The following is an 18,587-nucleotide window of genomic DNA, read 5'->3' on the forward strand; positions in this document are numbered from 1 at the left end:
AGGTATCAATGCGCTTGCTACGTTCAGTTTATTCGCAGAAAGAACCTTCAGTCGACTTTCATAGCTATTGAGGTTTGTGAAAACTAAAGGTTTTTTATTGGGCAAATGTATGTTATTGCTGAAAAGCTTTAATTGCCTGACCACGCCAAGCAGCATCAAGCGGTGCGCCAAGCAACCAGGTCAATGTAGGTGCGATATCATAAATCATGACCGTCCCTTTGATCTCTTTACCTTTGGGTACGCCCGGCCCCGTCATCACCCAAGGAATCTCAACTTCTGCCAAGGATTTACCGCCATGGCCTTTACCCGTTCCACCATGGTCTGCAGCAACAACAAAGATGGTTTCATCAGCGATACCTGCATCCTTGACGGCTTGTTGTAAAGTTCCGATCCGTCGGTCAACATTTTTTAGTTCAGCGTAGTATTCTGGCGTATCATGCCCTATATTATGACCAACGCCATCGGGTTGGTCGAAATGTACAAAAGTAATCGTCGGTTTCTCTTTTTTGATGATATCGACAGTGGTATTCAATGCTGCTTCATCATCATCCTTGGTATTAATGATTTTTTGAACGACTTTATTGTCAATCAAATATCCTATCCCAGGCCAGCTATGTACCACAGCAAATTGAGCTTTAGGATTTTTCTGGGCTACAGCATTAAACAAAGAAGGAAACATTCCATTTTCAGTTTTCACAGTTGAAGGGATTTCAGGCGTCTTACTATCCCATTCGGTATAACCATGTGTTGTCGGCCCAGCCCCCATCAACATGGAAGCCCAGTTCACCGCACTTGACGAAGGTAAAACGGTACGCACATGTGTACTATAGGTTCCGTCTTGCATCATCTTTTTAAGATTTGGCATTTCAGCTTTAGGCAAGGCATAAGCACCGAATCCATCGAATCCCACTAAAACGACATGTTTGATTTTTTTACTTTGTGCCATCACACCCGAGGTAGATAGACCTATCAAAAGGAATGGCAATAATAAATTTCTAATTTTCATAATTGTTGAGCTTTCAAAGACTTAATAATTCAAAAATAAAAACTTTATTTTATCTATTATGTTAAGTAAACATTATTTAATATACCTAACCAACATGTTACAGAGGATTCCCGGTGCAAAAAAAACCGCTAGAAAAAAATCCTAGCGGCTTTCTCAAAGACATTGTAGCCAATAATAGGCTAATTTCCGTGGTTTATTATTTTATTTAAATACTAATAACCCGGATTTTGCTTTAAGTTGGGATTTAAATCCAATTGCCTTTGTGGGATTGGATACAGCACTTTGCTTTCATTTGAAGGCTTATGATCCCACCATGATTCCGAATAGAACTTGCCAAACCGAATCAGATCATCTCTTCTAAACCCTTCAAATATAAATTCCCTTCCCCTTTCAGCCAAAAGCTCCGTTAGGGTCAATGTCGCTGTTGTATAGCTGAATAAAGGCCAATCGGCTTCAGAAAAAGCTCTCTTTTTACAGCTGTTAATTAAATCAACTGCTTCCTGTGGAGCTGTCCCGCCATTCTTACGGATCAGCGCTTCCGCCTTCGCAAAATAAATCCAGGTCAACCGGTAAATATTCCAATCTGTATTATTGTAATTGGGATCTACCGCTGTGCCATCAAATCCTTTTACTTGATTTCCAAGTTTATATTTATTGAATCGCACACCACTATTTTCTTCCCCTTCGCTCATATTTGAAACAGTAGAGCCTTTAGAATTACGCTGAATATTGTCGACAAAGACCAATTGTTTTCCTGCGTATTCTTCGGATCCGGTAACTGGTGCATTTGTTTCGAAATTAACCATTGGACCTTCCCAAAACCATTGTTTTTTACGCAAATCAGCGTCCTCATATTTGCTGAATACCCCTGGAATCAATACGATTCCGTCATTACCATTCCGTCCACCACCATAAATTTCACGCTGCTTGAAATGATAAAATTCACCTGTCCAAGAGGGCTCAAATTTAGCTGTTGTGTAATCGTAGGCTATTGAAAAGATAACTTCTTTAGAGAGATCATTTGTTGTTATAAATTGATCGCTAATATTTTTATCTAATGCCATTGTTCCATTTTGTGCGCCCCCCTCACCATTGATAAGTTTGTTTGCTGCATTAATACAGTCATCCCAACGTGCTTTTCCTGTCCATACTTCGGCATTTAAATACAACTCCACGAGCATTGCATACGCTCCGGCCTGCGACATCCGCCCCATCATCGCCTTCGATAGCTTGGGTGCGTTATTTATATTATCCAAAATTTCTTTCTCAATAAAATTGAACACTTCAGTTCTGGACAATGTTTCGGGCTGTAAAGGCTCACCAACCTTTGTCACCACAGGTATATTGCCAAACAAGTCCATCAATTTAAGATAATGAAATGCTCTTAGAAGTCTCAATTCCGCGATAAACGATGCTTTCTCCGTTTCTGAAATTCCCATTTTCGAGGCTTCCCGCTTTTCAATATTCTCGATGGGATCGGTGCAGAGTCCCATTCCCCAATACATCAGAGACCATGCGTTGTTGAGCCCCCCTTCATCAACAGTCCAGGTATGATAATGGAATCGTTTCCACTTCCCACCGTCTTCGCCATGACGGCCTTTTGTTGGCCAAGCCAATTGATCACCTGAGAGCTCGGCGGCCCGCCACCACCCATCTTGGCCAGAAGGCGTAACCCAAGCATTCGCATGCGTATAAGGTCTTAATACAGCTGAAAGTACCTCATTTTTATTATTATAAAAATCATCTGTCAACATTTCATCATATGCTTTCTCTTTAAGATCAGTACAACCATAGAAAGAAATAGCCCCTAAAGCGAATATCAGTTTAGTATATTTTAGAAATTTTATTTTCATTTTTTTTATTCCTTAATGTTTAAAAATTTAAGTTTAAGCCCAATAAGAATGATCTTGTACTCGGATAAGCTCCCCTATTGTCAATTCCCAAGGCTCGGCCATTTGCATCGGTATTCCCCATACCTGTATCAGATATAAAATCAGGGTCACTGCCTGAATACTTCGTAATGGTAATCAGATTTTGGCCCGTAAAATAAACACGTAGATTTCTGATTGCCTTGTTTGCAAATCGGAAATTATACCCCAAAGTAATTTCATCAATTTTCCAATGACTACCATTTTCCAAATAATAATCTGAATACATATATGTATCATTAATACCTGCATATTTTGTAAAGGTGTCTTTTAAAAGGTTACCGCTCCAGGTTTTATTTCCATAAGTCAATGCCGCAGTATTTAAAATCTTATAATCAAATTTACCCCTCATAAAAACACGTAGATCAAAGGCTTTGTACTGGAAATTATTGGTGAAACTTAAATAATACTTTGGAACGGCATTACCCAATACTTGATAATCTGACTGCGACAAATCATTTCGCGACACATTGATATCGGCATTTAAGACCTTGTTACCATCCCGATCATAAAACAGCCATTTACCATCATCATTAAATCCGGCGAATTTCTTTCCAAAAAACTCACCTATTTTATGTCCTTCATAGGTCGTATAAGCATCACCGAGGTCACCGGCACCACCAATGCCACCAAATGTCTTATATTTTACCTTATAAATATCATTGGAGTAGGAATCCAGTGTATTTTTATTGGTACTAGCCGCAATATCAAAGTTCCATCTAAAATCAGGTCCAGTTATTGCCTTGTAATTAAATGCCAGCTCGATCCCTTTGGATGTTATCTGGCCAACATTCGCATAGATTGTGCTTTGGATATAAGGTGGTTGCGGCGTGGTATAGGTATCCAACAAATCTTTTGTAGTCCGGTTGTACAAATCCAACGCACCCGTCAATTTATTGTTGAATAAAGTAAAATCCAATCCAATATTTGTTTCACGCTTTGTTTCCCATCTCAAGTTTGGATTTGGATTTCGCGTTGGTCCATAGGTTTCCCGGTACTGGCCATCAGGATATAAATACCTTCCTCCGCCGCCAAGCGTCACCCGCGAAGCATTGTTTGCAAAACCTGAATTTCCTGTCACACCATAACCTACCCTGAGCTTTAAGAAATTAATAAAAGTTAGATCTTTCATAAAATCCTCGTTGGAAATATTCCAACCTGCGGATACCGCTGGGAAACTACCCCATTTATTATTATCTCCAAACCTGGAAGACCCTTCTCTTCGTAAAATAAACTGTAACAGGTATTTATCTGCAAAACTATAATTTAACCGACCAAAAAAGGCAATGGTTTTATTATCATTCTTAAAACTTGACAATCCTGATTTACCTGTTATCAAGGCGGTTCCTTCACCCAGATTATCCTCATGGAAGATATCGTTGATGAATCCTCTATTTTCACCTCCCATTCCCTCTTCGATATAATAACGGTAACTGTAACCAGCGATTGCTGTGATATTATGATTGGTATTGATCAGTTTATTATATTGTAAGGTCGGTTCGAAAGCATAGGATTGAGATAAAAAATCACTCTTAGCCGCCCAGCCTCCTTCAGGAAAATCTGTATTTTCCACCGAATTCTCACTCAATTGGCTTGCATATTGGCTATCATTATATGAATTTCGCTGAAAAGAGCCGAAAATGCTTCCCCGTAAACCCGAAATAATATCAATATCAGCTTTTATATCGCCTGAAGAAGTTTGCTGTTTCCTTTTAGAGGTTTCCTGTTGTAATCGAGCATATTCGTTCGTACTTGTTAAATCGAAACGATATGTTCCATCCGGATTGAAATTTGATAAGGTCGGGTTTTTGTAGGCTTCGCTTTCCCAACCACCTCCACCGAGTAAATTTGCGTTATTGATATTGGTCGCCAAATTCAATTGTATGTTTAGCCGGTTATTGAGTCCCCTTTGATTAACGTTTATCCGTCCACCATATTCTTTTCGCCCATTCTCCAAAGCGATTCCCTGAAGATTACGATAAAATGCACTCGCTCGATAACTACTATTTTCACCACCTCCCATCATCGAAAAATTTTGGTAGTTCGAAATATTATCATCGTTAATTAAATCTCCAAAAAAATCAGTACTCGATCCAAAATCAGTTTGGTTAATTTCACCACCGTTAATTTTATCTCTAAATTCCTGCGGCGTCATTACATCGGGTTTTCTTGCCAAAAATTCCTTCCGAACATAACTATTGTAAGAGAATTGCGAGACACCACGTTTTCCTTTTTTTGTAGTAATTAAAATCACACCCGCATTGGCACTAGATCCGTAAATTGCCGCCCCTGAACCATCTTTAAGGACGTCGATGGATTCAATATCATCTTGTTGGAGCAGATCCATATTACCGCCGGGAATTCCATCTATAACATACAGTGGAGATTGCGATCCTGTTACTGATACAACTCCCCGCAGTTGAACCGCCGGACTTGAATTAGGATTAGCCCCACCCGTCCTGGTAACCTGCAGACCGGCGACTTTTCCTGCAATTAAATCCAAAGGATTTCTAGCTCCACCTTGATTAAATTGCGTAGAGTCAACATGCGCGACTGCTGAGGTGACTTCTTTGGATTTTAATGTTCCATAACCGACCACAACAACCTCTTCGAGTTGATCTGATTCAGCTGAAATTTTCACCACCATACCCGACACAGTGGTTATTGGCACTTCCATCGGCTTATATCCAATCGAAGAAATGGTAAGTATCGCGCCAACTTTAGCATCAATGTTGAAATCTCCCTGCGCGTTAGTTTGAGTCGCCAGCGTTGTCCCTTTGACACGGATGGAGACACCTGAAACAGGTTTTCCTGTTGATTCGTCTACTATTCGGCCTTTGATTTCTTGCTGAAGTTTGTTCAGCGTCTTGGAAGTTCTTTTCATCGAAATTCTACTGTTCGAATAAGTAACAGCAGCAGCCTGATGAATTGTTCCTGCGATAACGACTAAAGAGAAAAATAATTTTGTCTGTTTTCCTAGTCGCGCAACTGTTTTTAATTCAATTTTGCTCATATAAATTAGTGATTTGGGTTTATAAAACGATTTAGCATTAGTAATAAAACGTTTTATCAATTAGTGTTTCATTCATAATTATTGGATCGAATGTTGCTAATTATACACCTTGCGGCATAGCTTACATTTCGAGTGGCAATTATTTTTCAAAAAATCATAAAAATTTACCTTGAATATAGACAACCGATACACCACCGATTTAAGTGTTGCAAAAACGGTTTTGCTACCTAAATAAAAAAACGAAAAGTTCATTAGGTGTCGTGTCGATTTTTCTCCTTTGGTTTATTTTTTAGTTTAAGTGTCTGATTATGATGTTAAGGTAGGTATTTTTAAACTTAAATCAAAAAGGCATTTTAAAATAAATATTATACGTATTTCGAATTGATCCAAAGGAAAATACTTCATATTTGAGCTAAATAAAAATGGATTCATCGAGAAGAGGCAAACCTCTAATCAATGAACCCAATTCTATTCGCTAAGGAAGCTAACGCTTACTTTTTTCTATTGATACCCTGGATTCTGGGTCAATTTATTGTTACGTTGGATCTCATCAGGCGAGATAGGCCACAATAAATCAGATTCTTTAAAAGTTGCTCCAGAGGCGTTTTTCGCGCCCACTAAAGGAACGAAATCTATTTTACCAGCTTCTGTCGTAGAAATTACAGGGAACATCTTCGTCCGTAGGATATCATCCCACATCTTGAATTCCAATGGGAACTCCCGCAACCGTTCTCTCCAACATTCTTTGACAAAATCATCTGCGGATAAGGCCTGTAATTCTGTTGTCCATGTGGCAACTGTTTTTCCTTCGGTATTTGCACGAGCCTTTACCTGAGCTAGATAACCAGCTGCTTCTGCACTAACGCCAGTTGATTTGGCAATACCTTCTGCTGCGGTCAACAAGGCTTCAGGGAAACGGTAGAAATTCCAGTCTTTGGTTCCGCGACCCGTTACGGTTGCCGCTTGCTCGTCAAAGTAATACCAAATGCCCGGTACATCCGAAGTCCAGGTTTTACCATTTACCGGATTGGTGTATTTATAATGGAAAAACTGATTCGGTTGAATACGTAAATCTTTCGTATTATAGGCATTCAAGAACTGATTAGTCGGGCCATAAATTCGTTCAAAAATTGAATATTTGTCAAAAACCGAAGTAGCCGAAGAACTAAAAGCATAAGTTGTCCACCAACCACTATTGTTGATTGTCGCATCATACTCTTGTGCGTAAATTACTTCTTCAAGATCATCGGTAGTGCGCAACTTATTGTACGCGCTATTGAATTGCAGATCCACATTGGCTGTCATCTTATGTGGTGAATTGATGACGATCTTAGCCGCAGCTGCCGCATCAGCATATTTACCTTGTTGCAAATAAACACTCGCCAGGGTCATTGCGGCGACATACTTCCCAATACGGTGTCCCCTTGCAGCAAAGGTAGCCGCAGGCAAATCAGCGACAGCATCTTTCAGATCCGTTTCAATCAGCTCATAAACTTTAGCAACATCTGTTCTATCTAAATAAAGCTCGTCTGCCAGCGTCTCATTTGGTTTCACTGATAGCGGAATTGCACCAAATGTTTTAACCAGATAAAAATAATTGTACGCTCTGAAGAACTTTGTTTCGGCCAATAAGGTCTTTTTCCGGGATTCATCCATATTGATCCCAGGTATATATTTGACACCCGCATTGGCGATATTGATCGCTTTATAGCTTTCATCCCAAATCGTATTCATCGTGCTCGATACCACACTGGTATTTTGTTGTCTTGTCAGCTGTCTCGCAAACAAACAGATTTGCTCCTGACCTTCATAGGTATTGATAAAATAACCAGTGAGCATCGTGTTAATTGAAGCTGTAGGCCCCACATAAGCACTTGCGGCAACAGAGTAGCGTGATGGAGCCCCACGGCGGTAAAGCGAATTCACCGTTGCCATTGCTTGGCCATCATTTGCATAATACTGTTCCAAGGATAAATTGGACCTTGGCTCCTCTTCCAAAAATTTATTGCAAGATGTTGTCAAAGCCATGCCGGCTAGCAACAACAGAAATAATTTATTTTTCATTTTTGATAAGTTCTAGATTAAAATGTAACATTTACCCCCAACGAGAAAGTTTTCGCTCTTGGATATGCGAAAAAGGTCATATTTTGTCCAAATTTACCTTCCCCTTGCGAAGTACTCTCTGGATCATACCCTTTGAAATCGTTCGAAGTAAATAAGAACGGATTGTTCGCATTTGCATAGATTCTTAATCGCTGTAGACCAATACGTTTCAGCGCATCAGGTTTAAAGGTATACCCAAGCTGAATTAAATTGACACGCAGGTAAGATCCATCTGCAATCCAAGCATCGTCAACATTAGAGTCCTGTCCACGGTGTCCGCCATTGGTTAGATAAATCGCTTGCTCCTTTGTATTCGGATTTGAACCATTATAAGCGTCTGTCAAGATCTCTTTCAAGCCGTTGGTAATACCAAAACGGTCATAAGTGGAGTGGAAGAATTGCTGCATAATCTCTACGCCTTTCACAAATTGAAGATCGAGTGTAAAGTCAAAATTCTTGTATCTTAAATTATTCACGAAGCTTCCCGTCCAATCTGGTAATCCTTTACCAATAATTTCCTTCTCTTTGGTGCGTTTCGCTCGGCCAATATCTTCCAGTTTCGCTTCTCCGGCATCCACGTCAGCCTGTGTATAAACACCTAACCTTCTATAACCATAAAAGCTATTTAAGTTTTCACCCACGCGAATAATACTATTCGCACCGCCTACCCAGCTATTCATCAGGATGTCCGCATTATTCTCACCCAATGTCAATACTTTATTTTTATTGTAGTTGGCATTCACGGACGCTTTCCAATTGAAGTCTTCGTTGTCTATAATCGTTCCGTTAACCATAATATCCAAACCCTGGTTTTGGACAGAACCGATATTTTTCATGACAGTACTAAATCCAGAAGCCGTTGGTAACGGTGCATCCAACAATAGATCTGTGGTTTTTTTACGATAATAAGAAACGTCAAAATTCAACCGGTTCTGCCATAATCCCAATTCTACACCAACATCAAACTGCGCTGTTTTCTCCCATTTTAGATCGGGATTGGCAATGGTATTGACAAAAGAATATGGTGCCCGATTATTATCTAACAAGATGGTTCCAGCATCCACAATAGCCAGTGATTTGTACGGATCGATCTCAGAGTTACCCGTCATACCAAAACTGGTATGCAATTTCATATTGCTGACAGATTCACTTCCTTTCAAGAAGTCTTCATTGGAGACATTCCATGCTAAACCTACGGATGGGAAAAAGGCATATTTGTTGTTTTTACCAAATTTGGACGAACCATCGTAACGGCCTGTAACGGTCGCTGAATAACGGTCATCGTATGAATAGGCCGCACGCAGGAAATAGGAGTTCATCGCCCATCTGTTCCAGGCTGATGCTGGTGGATCAGGTGTAATACCGATGCCTAAGTTATTATATTCGTAAAAATCATCAAAGAAACCTGTTGTCCTTGAACGGTCATTATCGTAAGTTCTTGCCTGCCATGACAAACCGGCCATTGCATTGATCCGATGTTTGTCGAATTGCTTATTATAGGTCAAATAAGTTTCTTCTTGCCAGTAAAGCGTATTGGTATTATTGATTTCAGCCCATCCATTTGGTCTGGAAATATTGTTCAAGGATATCGAAGAGTACCCCTTATAGATTTTTCGGTGGCTATCTATCCCCAATTGGGTCTTCAGATCCAAGCCATCTGCCAAGTGGAAGGTCAATGCGGCATTTCCAAAGATTTGTGTATTGTAACGCATTCTCTTTTGTAGATCCAAGATGGACACCGGATTCGCCATTCCTTCAAACCCTAATTTCTCGGAAACCGTAGAAGAGGAGGAATTGGTATATTGACCATTCTGATCATATACAGGATACCAAGGCAGCATTTCGATCATCGTCCGACGCGCTTCCTGACCGCCTCCATCTTCAGGGGTATACCGTCCCCAAGTATGATTAACCGTCATATTAATAGCTGTAGACAACCAAGAGGTAGGCTTGGCATCATAAGATAGCTTCCCATTCACACGTTTGTTCCAGGTATTGTTTACTACACCCTGTTGATCCGTATAGTTTAAGAAAGCGCCTACCGACGACTTCTCATCACCTTGCTGTACATTTAACTGGTGATTATGTGAAATGGCCGTTCTTGTTGCTTCCCGCTGCCAATCTGTATCATATAATGGATTTCCATTGCCATCAAAGTAGTTTGGATCATTGAACCAGTCTTTTTTATTTAATGACCAAGGGGTCCAGTTTTTATCTCTATCTTTTAAAAATTGTGCAGCATATTTATTTTCATTTTCCAGACCGATCATGAAGGCATCAACCCATTCCTGTGCATTCAATACATCCATATAGCGCTGTACAGAACTTACACCAGCCGATCCTTGATAACTGATTGTACGTGTTCCGTCTTTACTTCCACGTTTTGTTGTTACTAAGATAACACCGTTCGCTCCACGAGCACCGTAGATGGCTGCTGAAGAGGCATCTTTTAAGACTTCGATGTTTTCAATATCATTCGGATTCAGCAAATGGAAATCCTCCATCACAACACCATCCACTACATATAGTGGGTTTGAAGAGGAGTTGATTGTCGCAACACCACGAATCACCACCCTATTCGCATAAGCGCCAGGCTGGCTCGAATTAGAGAAAATGTTTACCCCTGATGCTTTACCTCTCAAAGCATCCAAAGGGCTAAAACTTTGATCTTTAATCATGTCAGCACCTTTGACCATCGCAATGGAACCGGTTACATCCGATTTGCGCATTGTACCGTAACCAACAACAACGACTTCATCCAATTGGCCCTGATCCTCTTCCAATTGTACGGTGATGGTAGTACCGGCCACTGTCACCTCTTTCGATTTATAACCGACAGAAGTAACAACCAGCACGTCACCAGATTTTGCTTCCACAGAGAAATTCCCCTGTGCGTCTGATTGGGTACCATTCGAGGTTCCCTTAACTGCTACAGTGGCTCCTACAAGAGGTTTTCCGGTAGCATCCAGTACTTTTCCCTTCAATTGTTGCTGCAGATTACGAACTTCTTTTACGAAGGATTTACCTTCGTAATTTGCTGAAGTTGCTACAGCGGCATTGACTTGTTGAAATGTACCAGCAATGACAGCTAATGAAAAAAATAACTTTGATTTTTTCCCAAGCTGCACAAATGATTTTACGTCAACTGTGCTCATATTAATAGTGATTTGGTTTATAAAAACGTTTTAGCAAATAATACTAGAAACGTTTAGTTTAATTTAGTTTTCCCTTATAATCGATTACAATAAAAGGTTTTAGCTCATAATCCCTTCCATTATAATTTTTTCGATTTAATATCCCTTCCCTCAAAGCATCAATTTTATCTCAGTTTAATTGATCGCCATAAGTACAGAAAAAATGCTAAATCGCTTTTGCTTTTTTTGTAAAAAAATTTGGTTTGTTCGTTTGGTTTATACTGTTTAGTTTCTGTTTTTCTTTTCTTACTTGGTTATGTTTTTCTGGTGTTAATATCTTAATTAAGGCTGTAATTTAGTGTTTTAATTTCAACTGGGAAAGATTTATTTCCAAAATCTTTCCCAGTTGAAGCTATATATTTCCCTTCTTCATTTCACTGATGGCATAATCCACGGAACGTGCTGAGAACGCCATGTAGGTCAATGAAGGATTTTGCGTTGATGTTGAAGTCATACAGGCACCATCCGTAACGAAAACATTTTTTACCGCATGCATCTGGTTCCATTTGTTCAATACAGATGTTTTCGGATCGTGCCCCATGCGTGCGCCGCCCATCTCATGGATGTCCAGCCCCGGAGCTTGCCAATGTGTATCCGGTCGAATATTCGTGAAACCGGCATCGGTAAACATTTCGGTCATGACCGAAATATAATCTTTTTTCATTTTTTCGTCATTGTCATCATAATCGACGGCAATCTTCAACAATGGAATTCCCCAATCATCTGTTTTACTAGCATCTAAAGACACCATGCCTGATTCTTTTGGTATGGTCTCACCCATCATATGTGAACCAACCTGCCAAATCCCCAATTTCGGGTTTAACAAATTCTCTTTAAGTCCTAATCCTAAGCCAGAGCGGTCTGATTCTTTACTACGCGATGCACCAAAACCTGCCGCATAGCCGCGTAAAAAATCTGTTTCCTGTTTATGTAGGTTGCGGAAGCGAGGGATATATCCACCGCCGGCAGGATTTCTCCCTTCTGCGGTGTAATCCAACAGTCCTTCGTATTCGGCATAAATACGTGCACTATAGTTGTGGAAAGCGACAAATTTACCCAATACTCCACTGTCATTTCCTAAACCATTTGGAAAGCGGTTAGATTTGGAATTCAACAAGATCAGATTGGTATTGATGGCAGCTGCATTGACAAAAATCAATTTTGCATAGAAATCAATCTCCTCTTTGGAATCTGTATCAATGACCCGAACACCTACAGCTTTTCCTTTCTGTTCATCGTACAGGATAGAATGAACCACCGAATGTGGACGAAGAGTCATATTTCCGGTTTTAGCAGCCCAAGGAATTGTCGTTGCATTGGAACTGAAATACCCTCCAAAAGGACATCCTCTCTGACAGAGTACACGATTTTGGCATTGTACACGGCCTTGATCGATGTGAATCTGGTTGGGCTTGGAAAGGTGTGCACAACGTGCAGAGATCACCTTACGTTCCGGGAATTTTTTCTGAACTTTCTCTTTAAAATACTTCTCTACAATATTTAACGGATAACCGGGCAAAAATTCACCATCTGGCAGTTCTGGCAGTCCATCATGATCTCCGGCGATACCGGCAAACTTCTCTGCATAAGCATACCAAGGCGCTAAATCAGCATAGCGTATAGGCCAATCTACGGCAAAACCATCACGCGCGGGACCTTCAAAGTCAAAGTCTGACCAACGTTGCGTCTGTCTCGCCCATAGCAAAGATTTTCCGCCAACCTGATATCCTCGGATCCAATCAAAAGGTTTTTCCTGTATATAGGGGTGCTCCTTATCTTTCACAAAGAAATGTGCGGCATCTTCATGAAAAGCATAACATTTGCTGACAATCGGATTCTCCTCTTTCACCTTATAAGGCATCTCATTTCGATGTTCAAACTCCCAAGGCATCATATTCGTGGTTGGATAATCCTTAATATGCTGCACATCACGTCCACGTTCCAATACCAGGGTCTTTAGTCCTTTCTCACATAATTCCTTTGCAGACCAGCCGCCACTAATTCCCGAACCTATCACGATAGCATCATAGGTCCTATTTTTTTCACTGTCAATATTTAGATTTGCCATATTGGATTTATCCATTAATTTTCACCGCACCATTGTACGGTCCCGGAATAAGCTTATAGATCACCTTATTCTTCATCACATATTCTGAATTCATATAGCCCTGGATCGCACGTGATTTAAAGATGTCAAAAAAAGTCTTTTCATCCGTTTTATCGCTCAGGTTGGCTAATTTATTCTCTGTCTCTTTGCCATTGGCCAAATTCAGCTGTTTTCTGAGTTTGTTAAAACCAGAGACAAATTTCTCCTGGTTTTCCGGCGACTCACAATCATCCACCATCTTGATCACAAACAGGTGCAGGTTTAGATCCTTCCCTCCCGGAGTATCCGTTTTTGGGATAAGGACATCCACCAGATCAGCTAAAAACTGCTCATCTTCTGCTGATAATTTCAGCTTATTTAATACAATAGACGCACCACCATCATTCAGGCAGGATGACAAAATAGTCAGTCCGCCTGCGATAATGAAAAATTGCTTTATTGCGGTTCTACGGTTCATAATCAGAGTTCCCTTTACAATTCGGTAATATTACATATATCCGAATAAAATTACAAATGCTAAAACGATTAAATTATACGATTACCCTTAAATCCAGTCGGATAATAGCTGCTTTGCCTGCTGCAAGTTTTCCACAATGTTATCCACAGCTGTTAGTCTAGCACGCTCCACCTGTTGTTTTGTGACAGCAATCAACTGTAAACCAGCCCCCAAAGCAGATTTACTTCCTGTTATCGTATCTTCAATTGCGACACAGGACGCTCCCGGTAAATCCAATTTCGACAGTGCCAAACGATAAGGCTCCGGATTAGGCTTCGGGAACTCCACACATTCCCTTGTCACAAAAAATTCAAAGTAATCCAACAATCCATGTTTTCCCAAAACTGTATCCACTGTACTGCGGTAACTCGAGGTCACCAGTCCAATCCGGATGTTATTTTCCTTGAGGTAGACCAAGATATCTTTGGCAAAAGGCATCAATTCGATACCGCTCATATTAGAATCAGCATAGGCTGCACGCGTCCTTTTCCACATGTGCTCTTCGGTCGTATCGTACCCATAGTCTTCAACTAAACGTTTTACATTATGTGCTAAAGTATGCCCGGCAAAATCCCGAATCCAATCTTCATAATTTATTTCTAGATCAAATTCTTGTTTTAAGATAGGTGCCCAATTTTTAAAATAGAAATATTCTGAATCAATTAAGGTACCATCCAAATCAAACAATACGGCTTGTAGTTTATTCATAGTGTTAAAGATACACAAGTCCCCTGAAAAATCCTATTACACAAGGCCACAATAGGTAGAATTTGAAAACTCGCCTAATAAGGTATCCCATACACAAACATACACGTGATAATCAAATTTTTTCAGGCTCAAGCCAGGGATCCTGAGTGAACTAGACCCCTTATTTACCTCGGCTATCGCAGTTTTCATATCACCGGGTGCATCGAGATTGATCAGCGCCAGATTGACCTTAAATAGATGATCGTCATAGATCGGGTCAACTGTCCATTTCAGATGAAGCATATCGTCCTCTTTCTCAATCTGACAATCGGCTAACGGTGGCAAGTTACCTGCAAACACAAGGAGTTTCTCTGGGTTGACAAACGGCTTATTCTCCGCGTCGAGTTCCAGTGTTTCGGTAAAAACATGCCGTTGTGCAAGCTGGAAAGCTCCAATCCGATCACCCTTTTTGACTTGGTATTGATAGCCAAAATCCAATATAGGACGATTATATTTAGCAAATTCGCCAGCGACTTTCTGTTTCCTGCGGTTCAACAATTCTTTTTCTGTCGGTGGAGAAGTACGTCTCTTACGCGGTCCCCGCGCAACATTCTGGCCATTTAGCATATATGCATTGACTGATCCAAATTTACCTGTGATTGGACCATTTGGCCCATGATGTAAGATTGCCATATAATTACATTTATTGTATTCAACAATTCGTTCTAACACAGAAACACCTCCATCGCAACAAGGTTTTATCTAAAACTGTTGTAACTACATTTTTACAGGGTATTTACTTAGGGTTAACAGTGATTTACCCCTGTTATACCCTTATTATCCCCCTATTAACCCCCTGTTATTCCCATATTATTTTCAATGATGATATTAACCAGGAGTTAAGAAAACAGGAGGGCATTGCCTTACTTTTTGGATAAACATGGTACATTTGCTAAGTTTGTTGATTCAAAGGGTAAACAGAATGGTATCCGAAACATGCTACTTCGCCGTTCAGCCCTTGAGATTCGACACAGTCATTATATATTTATATCCATGAAAATAATTGCTATAGGTCGCAATTACATCGACCACGCGAAAGAGCTCAATAATCCAGTACCCGAAAATCCCATCATATTTTTAAAACCTGATACTGCGGTTTTAAAGGACAATAAAGATTTCTATTACCCAGAATTTTCCAAAAACATTCAGTTTGAGACTGAAGTTGTTCTCCGGATCTGCAAGGAAGGTAAACATGTAACGCCCAAGTTCGCCTCAACCTATTATGACGCGATCGGTCTGGGAATCGACTTCACGGCAAGAGATCTACAGCAGGAACTTAAAGCGAAAAGTCTTCCCTGGGAACTGGCAAAAGCCTTTGACCATTCCGCTGTGATCAGCAATTTAATCCCGAAAGAAGAAATCGGTGCTGTCGATGCCATTGATTTCTCTCTGCAACAAAATGGACAAACTGTCCAACAGGGCAATACTAAGGATATGATTTTCTCCTTTGAAGACCTAATTGTCTATACGTCCAAATTTATTACCTTACGCAAAGGGGACCTGATCTATACCGGTACCCCGGTTGGTGTTGGGTCGGTCGCAATCGGTGATCTCTTGGAAGGATTTATTGGGGAACAAAAGATGTTTAGCTGTAAAATCAAATAGGGAGGAGAGATGATAAAAAAAACAGCAATTTTACTTGGTGTACTGACCTTGGCCTTTAGCCTCGCCCAAGCACAGGATATTATCAAAAGTCGCAATTATCCGCAGAATTATTTTGTACGGCCAATGGATATCGCTCCCCAAGCATCGGGCTCATTTGGTGAGTTGCGGGCAACACATTTCCATGGTGGCGACGATTATCGCACCCAACAGCGCATCAATATTCCTGTACACGCGGCGGCGGAAGGTTTTGTGTCCCGTGTACGTGTACAGATCGGTGGCGGCGGCAATTACGTGTATATTGACCATCCAAATGGATTTACCTCCGTGTATATGCACTTGGAGAGCTTCAATGCTGATCTGGCAAAAATTATAAAAGACGAGCAGTACAAACAAAAACGCTTTGATGTTGATGTCTTTCTCAAGCCAAATCAAGTACCCGTCAAAAAAGGTGAGTTTATTGCCAACTCGGGAAATACTGGTGGTTCAGCGGGACCACACCTGCATTTTGAGATCCGCGATACCAAAGCACAACTGCCATTGAATCCCCAATTGTTTGGGCTGTTATTTCCGGATGGAGTAAAACCATTGATCAGAGGTATAACAGTTTATGACCTTGGCCGTGAAATCTTTGATGAGAACACCCCGCGCAGGCACCAGACGATCAGATCCATCGGTGATGGAAATTATAGTTTGACATCAGGTGCCCCTATTCCGGTCAATGGCACCTTTGGTCTTGGTATCAATACTGTAGACAGACGTGGTGGCATTTCCTTTACCTATGGTGTTTATTCGATTGAATTATTCCTTGACAATAAAAATATCAGCACCGTACTCTTCGAATCCATCCCCTTTGACCAGACCCGTGCGATTCAATCGTATATAGACTACCCTTATCTAAAGAAATCTGGCGTCCGTGTACAGAAGAGTTTTAAAGACCCTAATAATCCGATCAATATCTATAAACATCTGGACAACCTGGGTATGATCGAATTAAAGGACAATGAGGTGCATGATGTAAAATACGTCGTCAAAGATGTGCAGGGCAACAAAAGCGAACTTAATTTTAAGGTACAGAACAACCCTTCTTTAGCGATCAGCCGTAAGTCAGCCGAAGGGCTCAAAATGTTTCATTATGCTGATGAAAACAAATATGAGGCTGAAAACGCCCGCGTTTATATGGGTAAAAACATCCTCTATAACGACCTTTATTTCAATTATTCCCAAGGTGCTAAACCAGCCAAAGGCTACTCAGCGGCGCATTACATCCACAACTCTTATACACCTGTATTCGGCTATTACAAACTGATGATCAAACCAGATTATAGCTTACCAGAGAGCTTATATAGCAAGGCGCTGATCGTCTCCACGGATGGTGGAGCGCAGGGTGGGAAATACGAAAATGGCTGGGTTGTTGCCAATGTGCGCGAATTTGGCGGCTTTTATGTGGCTGTTGATACCATTGCCCCAACCATCAGTGCACGTAACCTGAGCGATGGCAAGAATGTTTCCAATCAACGCTCCATAGATTTTACCATCAGTGATAATCTTTCAGGAATAGATACCTTCGATGCCTATATAGATGGCAAATGGGCCTTGATGAAATATGATCCCAAAACAAGACATCTGTGGCATGACTTTGAATCCAATCTGAGCAGCGGCACCCACAGTTTCAAATTAGAGGTTAAAGACAATAAAGGAAATTTAAAAACATACGAAACCTCTTTCAGCAGATAGTTTATCTGCTGTACGTGGTACATCCTTCATGTGCTTTTATTCTTGGATCATTTTTAGAAACAAGTCTAATGCACATGCTGGATTTTCATCAAATAATATTGTATCTTAATAGGCTAAATAAAACTACATATGGCAACACTAGAAATAGGACAACAGGCACCGGATTTCAGTGCAAAAAATCAAAATGGTGAAACGGTCCATCTTTCAGATTTCAAAGGAAAAAAAGTGATTCTCTACTTCTATCCGAAAGACAATACTCCGGGCTGCACGACCGAAGCCTGCAATTTTAGAGACAACTATCAATCACTGAAAAAAGATGGCTTTGAAATTATTGGTGTTAGCGTTGACAACGAGGCTTCGCATCAAAAGTTTATCAACAAACACGAGCTACCATTTCAACTTCTTGTGGATGAAGACAAAAGCCTTGTAGAGGCCTATGGTGTATGGGTTGAGAAGAACATGTACGGGAAAAAATATATGGGTACAGCACGCACTACCTTTGTGATCGATGAGCAGGGCATCATTCAGCACATCATCAAAAAAGTGGACAACAAGAATGCATCCCAACAGATACGTGATTTAGGGATAACTAAATAAGTCTCAGGCTTGAATAAAGAATAGGGAGAAAATCTAAATACTCAATACGCAATACTA

General features: G+C 40.5%; 12 protein-coding genes. 3 read left to right on the forward strand and 9 right to left on the reverse strand.

The window, feature by feature from the left end:
- Positions 1–112: 112 nt before the first annotated feature.
- The 9 genes from ABFX33_RS21640 to ABFX33_RS21680 all read right to left on the reverse strand — a co-directional run bounded on the left by ABFX33_RS21640 (position 113) and on the right by ABFX33_RS21680 (position 15,227).
- The gene (locus ABFX33_RS21640; RefSeq protein WP_346088190.1) at positions 113–1,006 is read right to left on the reverse strand and encodes an alkaline phosphatase family protein; all 894 of its coding nucleotides are present in this window, start codon (positions 1,004–1,006) and stop codon (positions 113–115) included.
- Positions 1,007–1,218: 212 nt separating this feature from the next.
- A complete protein-coding gene (locus ABFX33_RS21645; RefSeq protein WP_346088192.1) occupies positions 1,219–2,859 on the reverse strand; it encodes a RagB/SusD family nutrient uptake outer membrane protein in 1,641 nt (546 codons plus the stop codon).
- Positions 2,860–2,878: 19 nt separating this feature from the next.
- A complete protein-coding gene (locus tag ABFX33_RS21650; protein WP_346088194.1) occupies positions 2,879–5,947 on the reverse strand; it encodes a SusC/RagA family TonB-linked outer membrane protein in 3,069 nt (1,022 codons plus the stop codon).
- A 501-nt stretch (positions 5,948–6,448) separates the two neighbouring features.
- Positions 6,449–8,011 carry a RagB/SusD family nutrient uptake outer membrane protein gene (locus ABFX33_RS21655; protein WP_346088195.1) on the reverse strand — a complete coding sequence of 521 codons (1,563 nt, stop codon included), beginning with the start codon at positions 8,009–8,011 and terminating at the stop codon, positions 6,449–6,451.
- A gap of 17 nt (positions 8,012–8,028) precedes the next feature.
- Positions 8,029–11,205: a SusC/RagA family TonB-linked outer membrane protein gene (locus ABFX33_RS21660; protein ID WP_346088196.1), complete on the reverse strand. Its 3,177-nt coding sequence runs from the start codon at positions 11,203–11,205 to the stop codon at positions 8,029–8,031.
- A gap of 391 nt (positions 11,206–11,596) precedes the next feature.
- Positions 11,597–13,312 carry a GMC oxidoreductase gene (locus ABFX33_RS21665; RefSeq protein WP_346088198.1) on the reverse strand — a complete coding sequence of 572 codons (1,716 nt, stop codon included), beginning with the start codon at positions 13,310–13,312 and terminating at the stop codon, positions 11,597–11,599.
- Between the two features lie 7 nt (positions 13,313–13,319).
- Entirely contained in the window at positions 13,320–13,808 is a 489-nt protein-coding gene (locus ABFX33_RS21670; protein ID WP_346088199.1) for a gluconate 2-dehydrogenase subunit 3 family protein, read from the reverse strand.
- An 87-nt stretch (positions 13,809–13,895) separates the two neighbouring features.
- A complete protein-coding gene (locus ABFX33_RS21675) occupies positions 13,896–14,555 on the reverse strand; it encodes an HAD family hydrolase (RefSeq protein ID WP_346088200.1) in 660 nt (219 codons plus the stop codon).
- Between the two features lie 36 nt (positions 14,556–14,591).
- A complete protein-coding gene (locus ABFX33_RS21680; protein WP_346088202.1) occupies positions 14,592–15,227 on the reverse strand; it encodes a hypothetical protein in 636 nt (211 codons plus the stop codon).
- Between the two features lie 360 nt (positions 15,228–15,587).
- Between ABFX33_RS21680 and ABFX33_RS21685 the strand changes: the two genes are divergently transcribed.
- The 3 genes from ABFX33_RS21685 to bcp all read left to right on the forward strand — a co-directional run bounded on the left by ABFX33_RS21685 (position 15,588) and on the right by bcp (position 18,530).
- Entirely contained in the window at positions 15,588–16,199 is a 612-nt protein-coding gene (locus ABFX33_RS21685) for a fumarylacetoacetate hydrolase family protein (RefSeq protein ID WP_257097262.1), read from the forward strand.
- 9 nt (positions 16,200–16,208) lie between these two features.
- On the forward strand, positions 16,209–17,933 hold the full coding sequence (locus ABFX33_RS21690) for a M23 family metallopeptidase (protein ID WP_346088204.1): 1,725 nt from the start codon (positions 16,209–16,211) through the stop codon (positions 17,931–17,933).
- A gap of 129 nt (positions 17,934–18,062) precedes the next feature.
- Positions 18,063–18,530, forward strand: coding sequence for a thioredoxin-dependent thiol peroxidase (bcp, locus tag ABFX33_RS21695; protein WP_120260235.1), 468 nt, complete (start codon positions 18,063–18,065; stop codon positions 18,528–18,530).
- Positions 18,531–18,587: the final 57 nt, after the last annotated feature.

This window comes from Sphingobacterium ginsenosidimutans (genome assembly GCF_039536865.1).
GTDB lineage: Bacteria > Bacteroidota > Bacteroidia > Sphingobacteriales > Sphingobacteriaceae > Sphingobacterium > Sphingobacterium detergens.

What these genes read in the sequence shown, in the direction of transcription:
- ABFX33_RS21675 (WP_346088200.1), bottom strand. Translation starts at nt 14,555, where the DNA reads ATGAATAAACTACAAGCCGTATTGTTTGATTTGGATGGTACCTTAATT.
- ABFX33_RS21670 (WP_346088199.1), bottom strand. Translation starts at nt 13,808, where the DNA reads ATGAACCGTAGAACCGCAATAAAGCAATTTTTCATTATCGCAGGCGGA.
- ABFX33_RS21650 (WP_346088194.1), bottom strand. Translation starts at nt 5,947, where the DNA reads ATGAGCAAAATTGAATTAAAAACAGTTGCGCGACTAGGAAAACAGACA.
- bcp (WP_120260235.1), top strand. Translation starts at nt 18,063, where the DNA reads ATGGCAACACTAGAAATAGGACAACAGGCACCGGATTTCAGTGCAAAA.
- ABFX33_RS21665 (WP_346088198.1), bottom strand. Translation starts at nt 13,312, where the DNA reads ATGGCAAATCTAAATATTGACAGTGAAAAAAATAGGACCTATGATGCT.
- ABFX33_RS21645 (WP_346088192.1), bottom strand. Translation starts at nt 2,859, where the DNA reads ATGAAAATAAAATTTCTAAAATATACTAAACTGATATTCGCTTTAGGG.
- ABFX33_RS21655 (WP_346088195.1), bottom strand. Translation starts at nt 8,011, where the DNA reads ATGAAAAATAAATTATTTCTGTTGTTGCTAGCCGGCATGGCTTTGACA.
- ABFX33_RS21640 (WP_346088190.1), bottom strand. Translation starts at nt 1,006, where the DNA reads ATGAAAATTAGAAATTTATTATTGCCATTCCTTTTGATAGGTCTATCT.
- ABFX33_RS21690 (WP_346088204.1), top strand. Translation starts at nt 16,209, where the DNA reads ATGATAAAAAAAACAGCAATTTTACTTGGTGTACTGACCTTGGCCTTT.
- ABFX33_RS21685 (WP_257097262.1), top strand. Translation starts at nt 15,588, where the DNA reads ATGAAAATAATTGCTATAGGTCGCAATTACATCGACCACGCGAAAGAG.
- ABFX33_RS21680 (WP_346088202.1), bottom strand. Translation starts at nt 15,227, where the DNA reads ATGGCAATCTTACATCATGGGCCAAATGGTCCAATCACAGGTAAATTT.
- ABFX33_RS21660 (WP_346088196.1), bottom strand. Translation starts at nt 11,205, where the DNA reads ATGAGCACAGTTGACGTAAAATCATTTGTGCAGCTTGGGAAAAAATCA.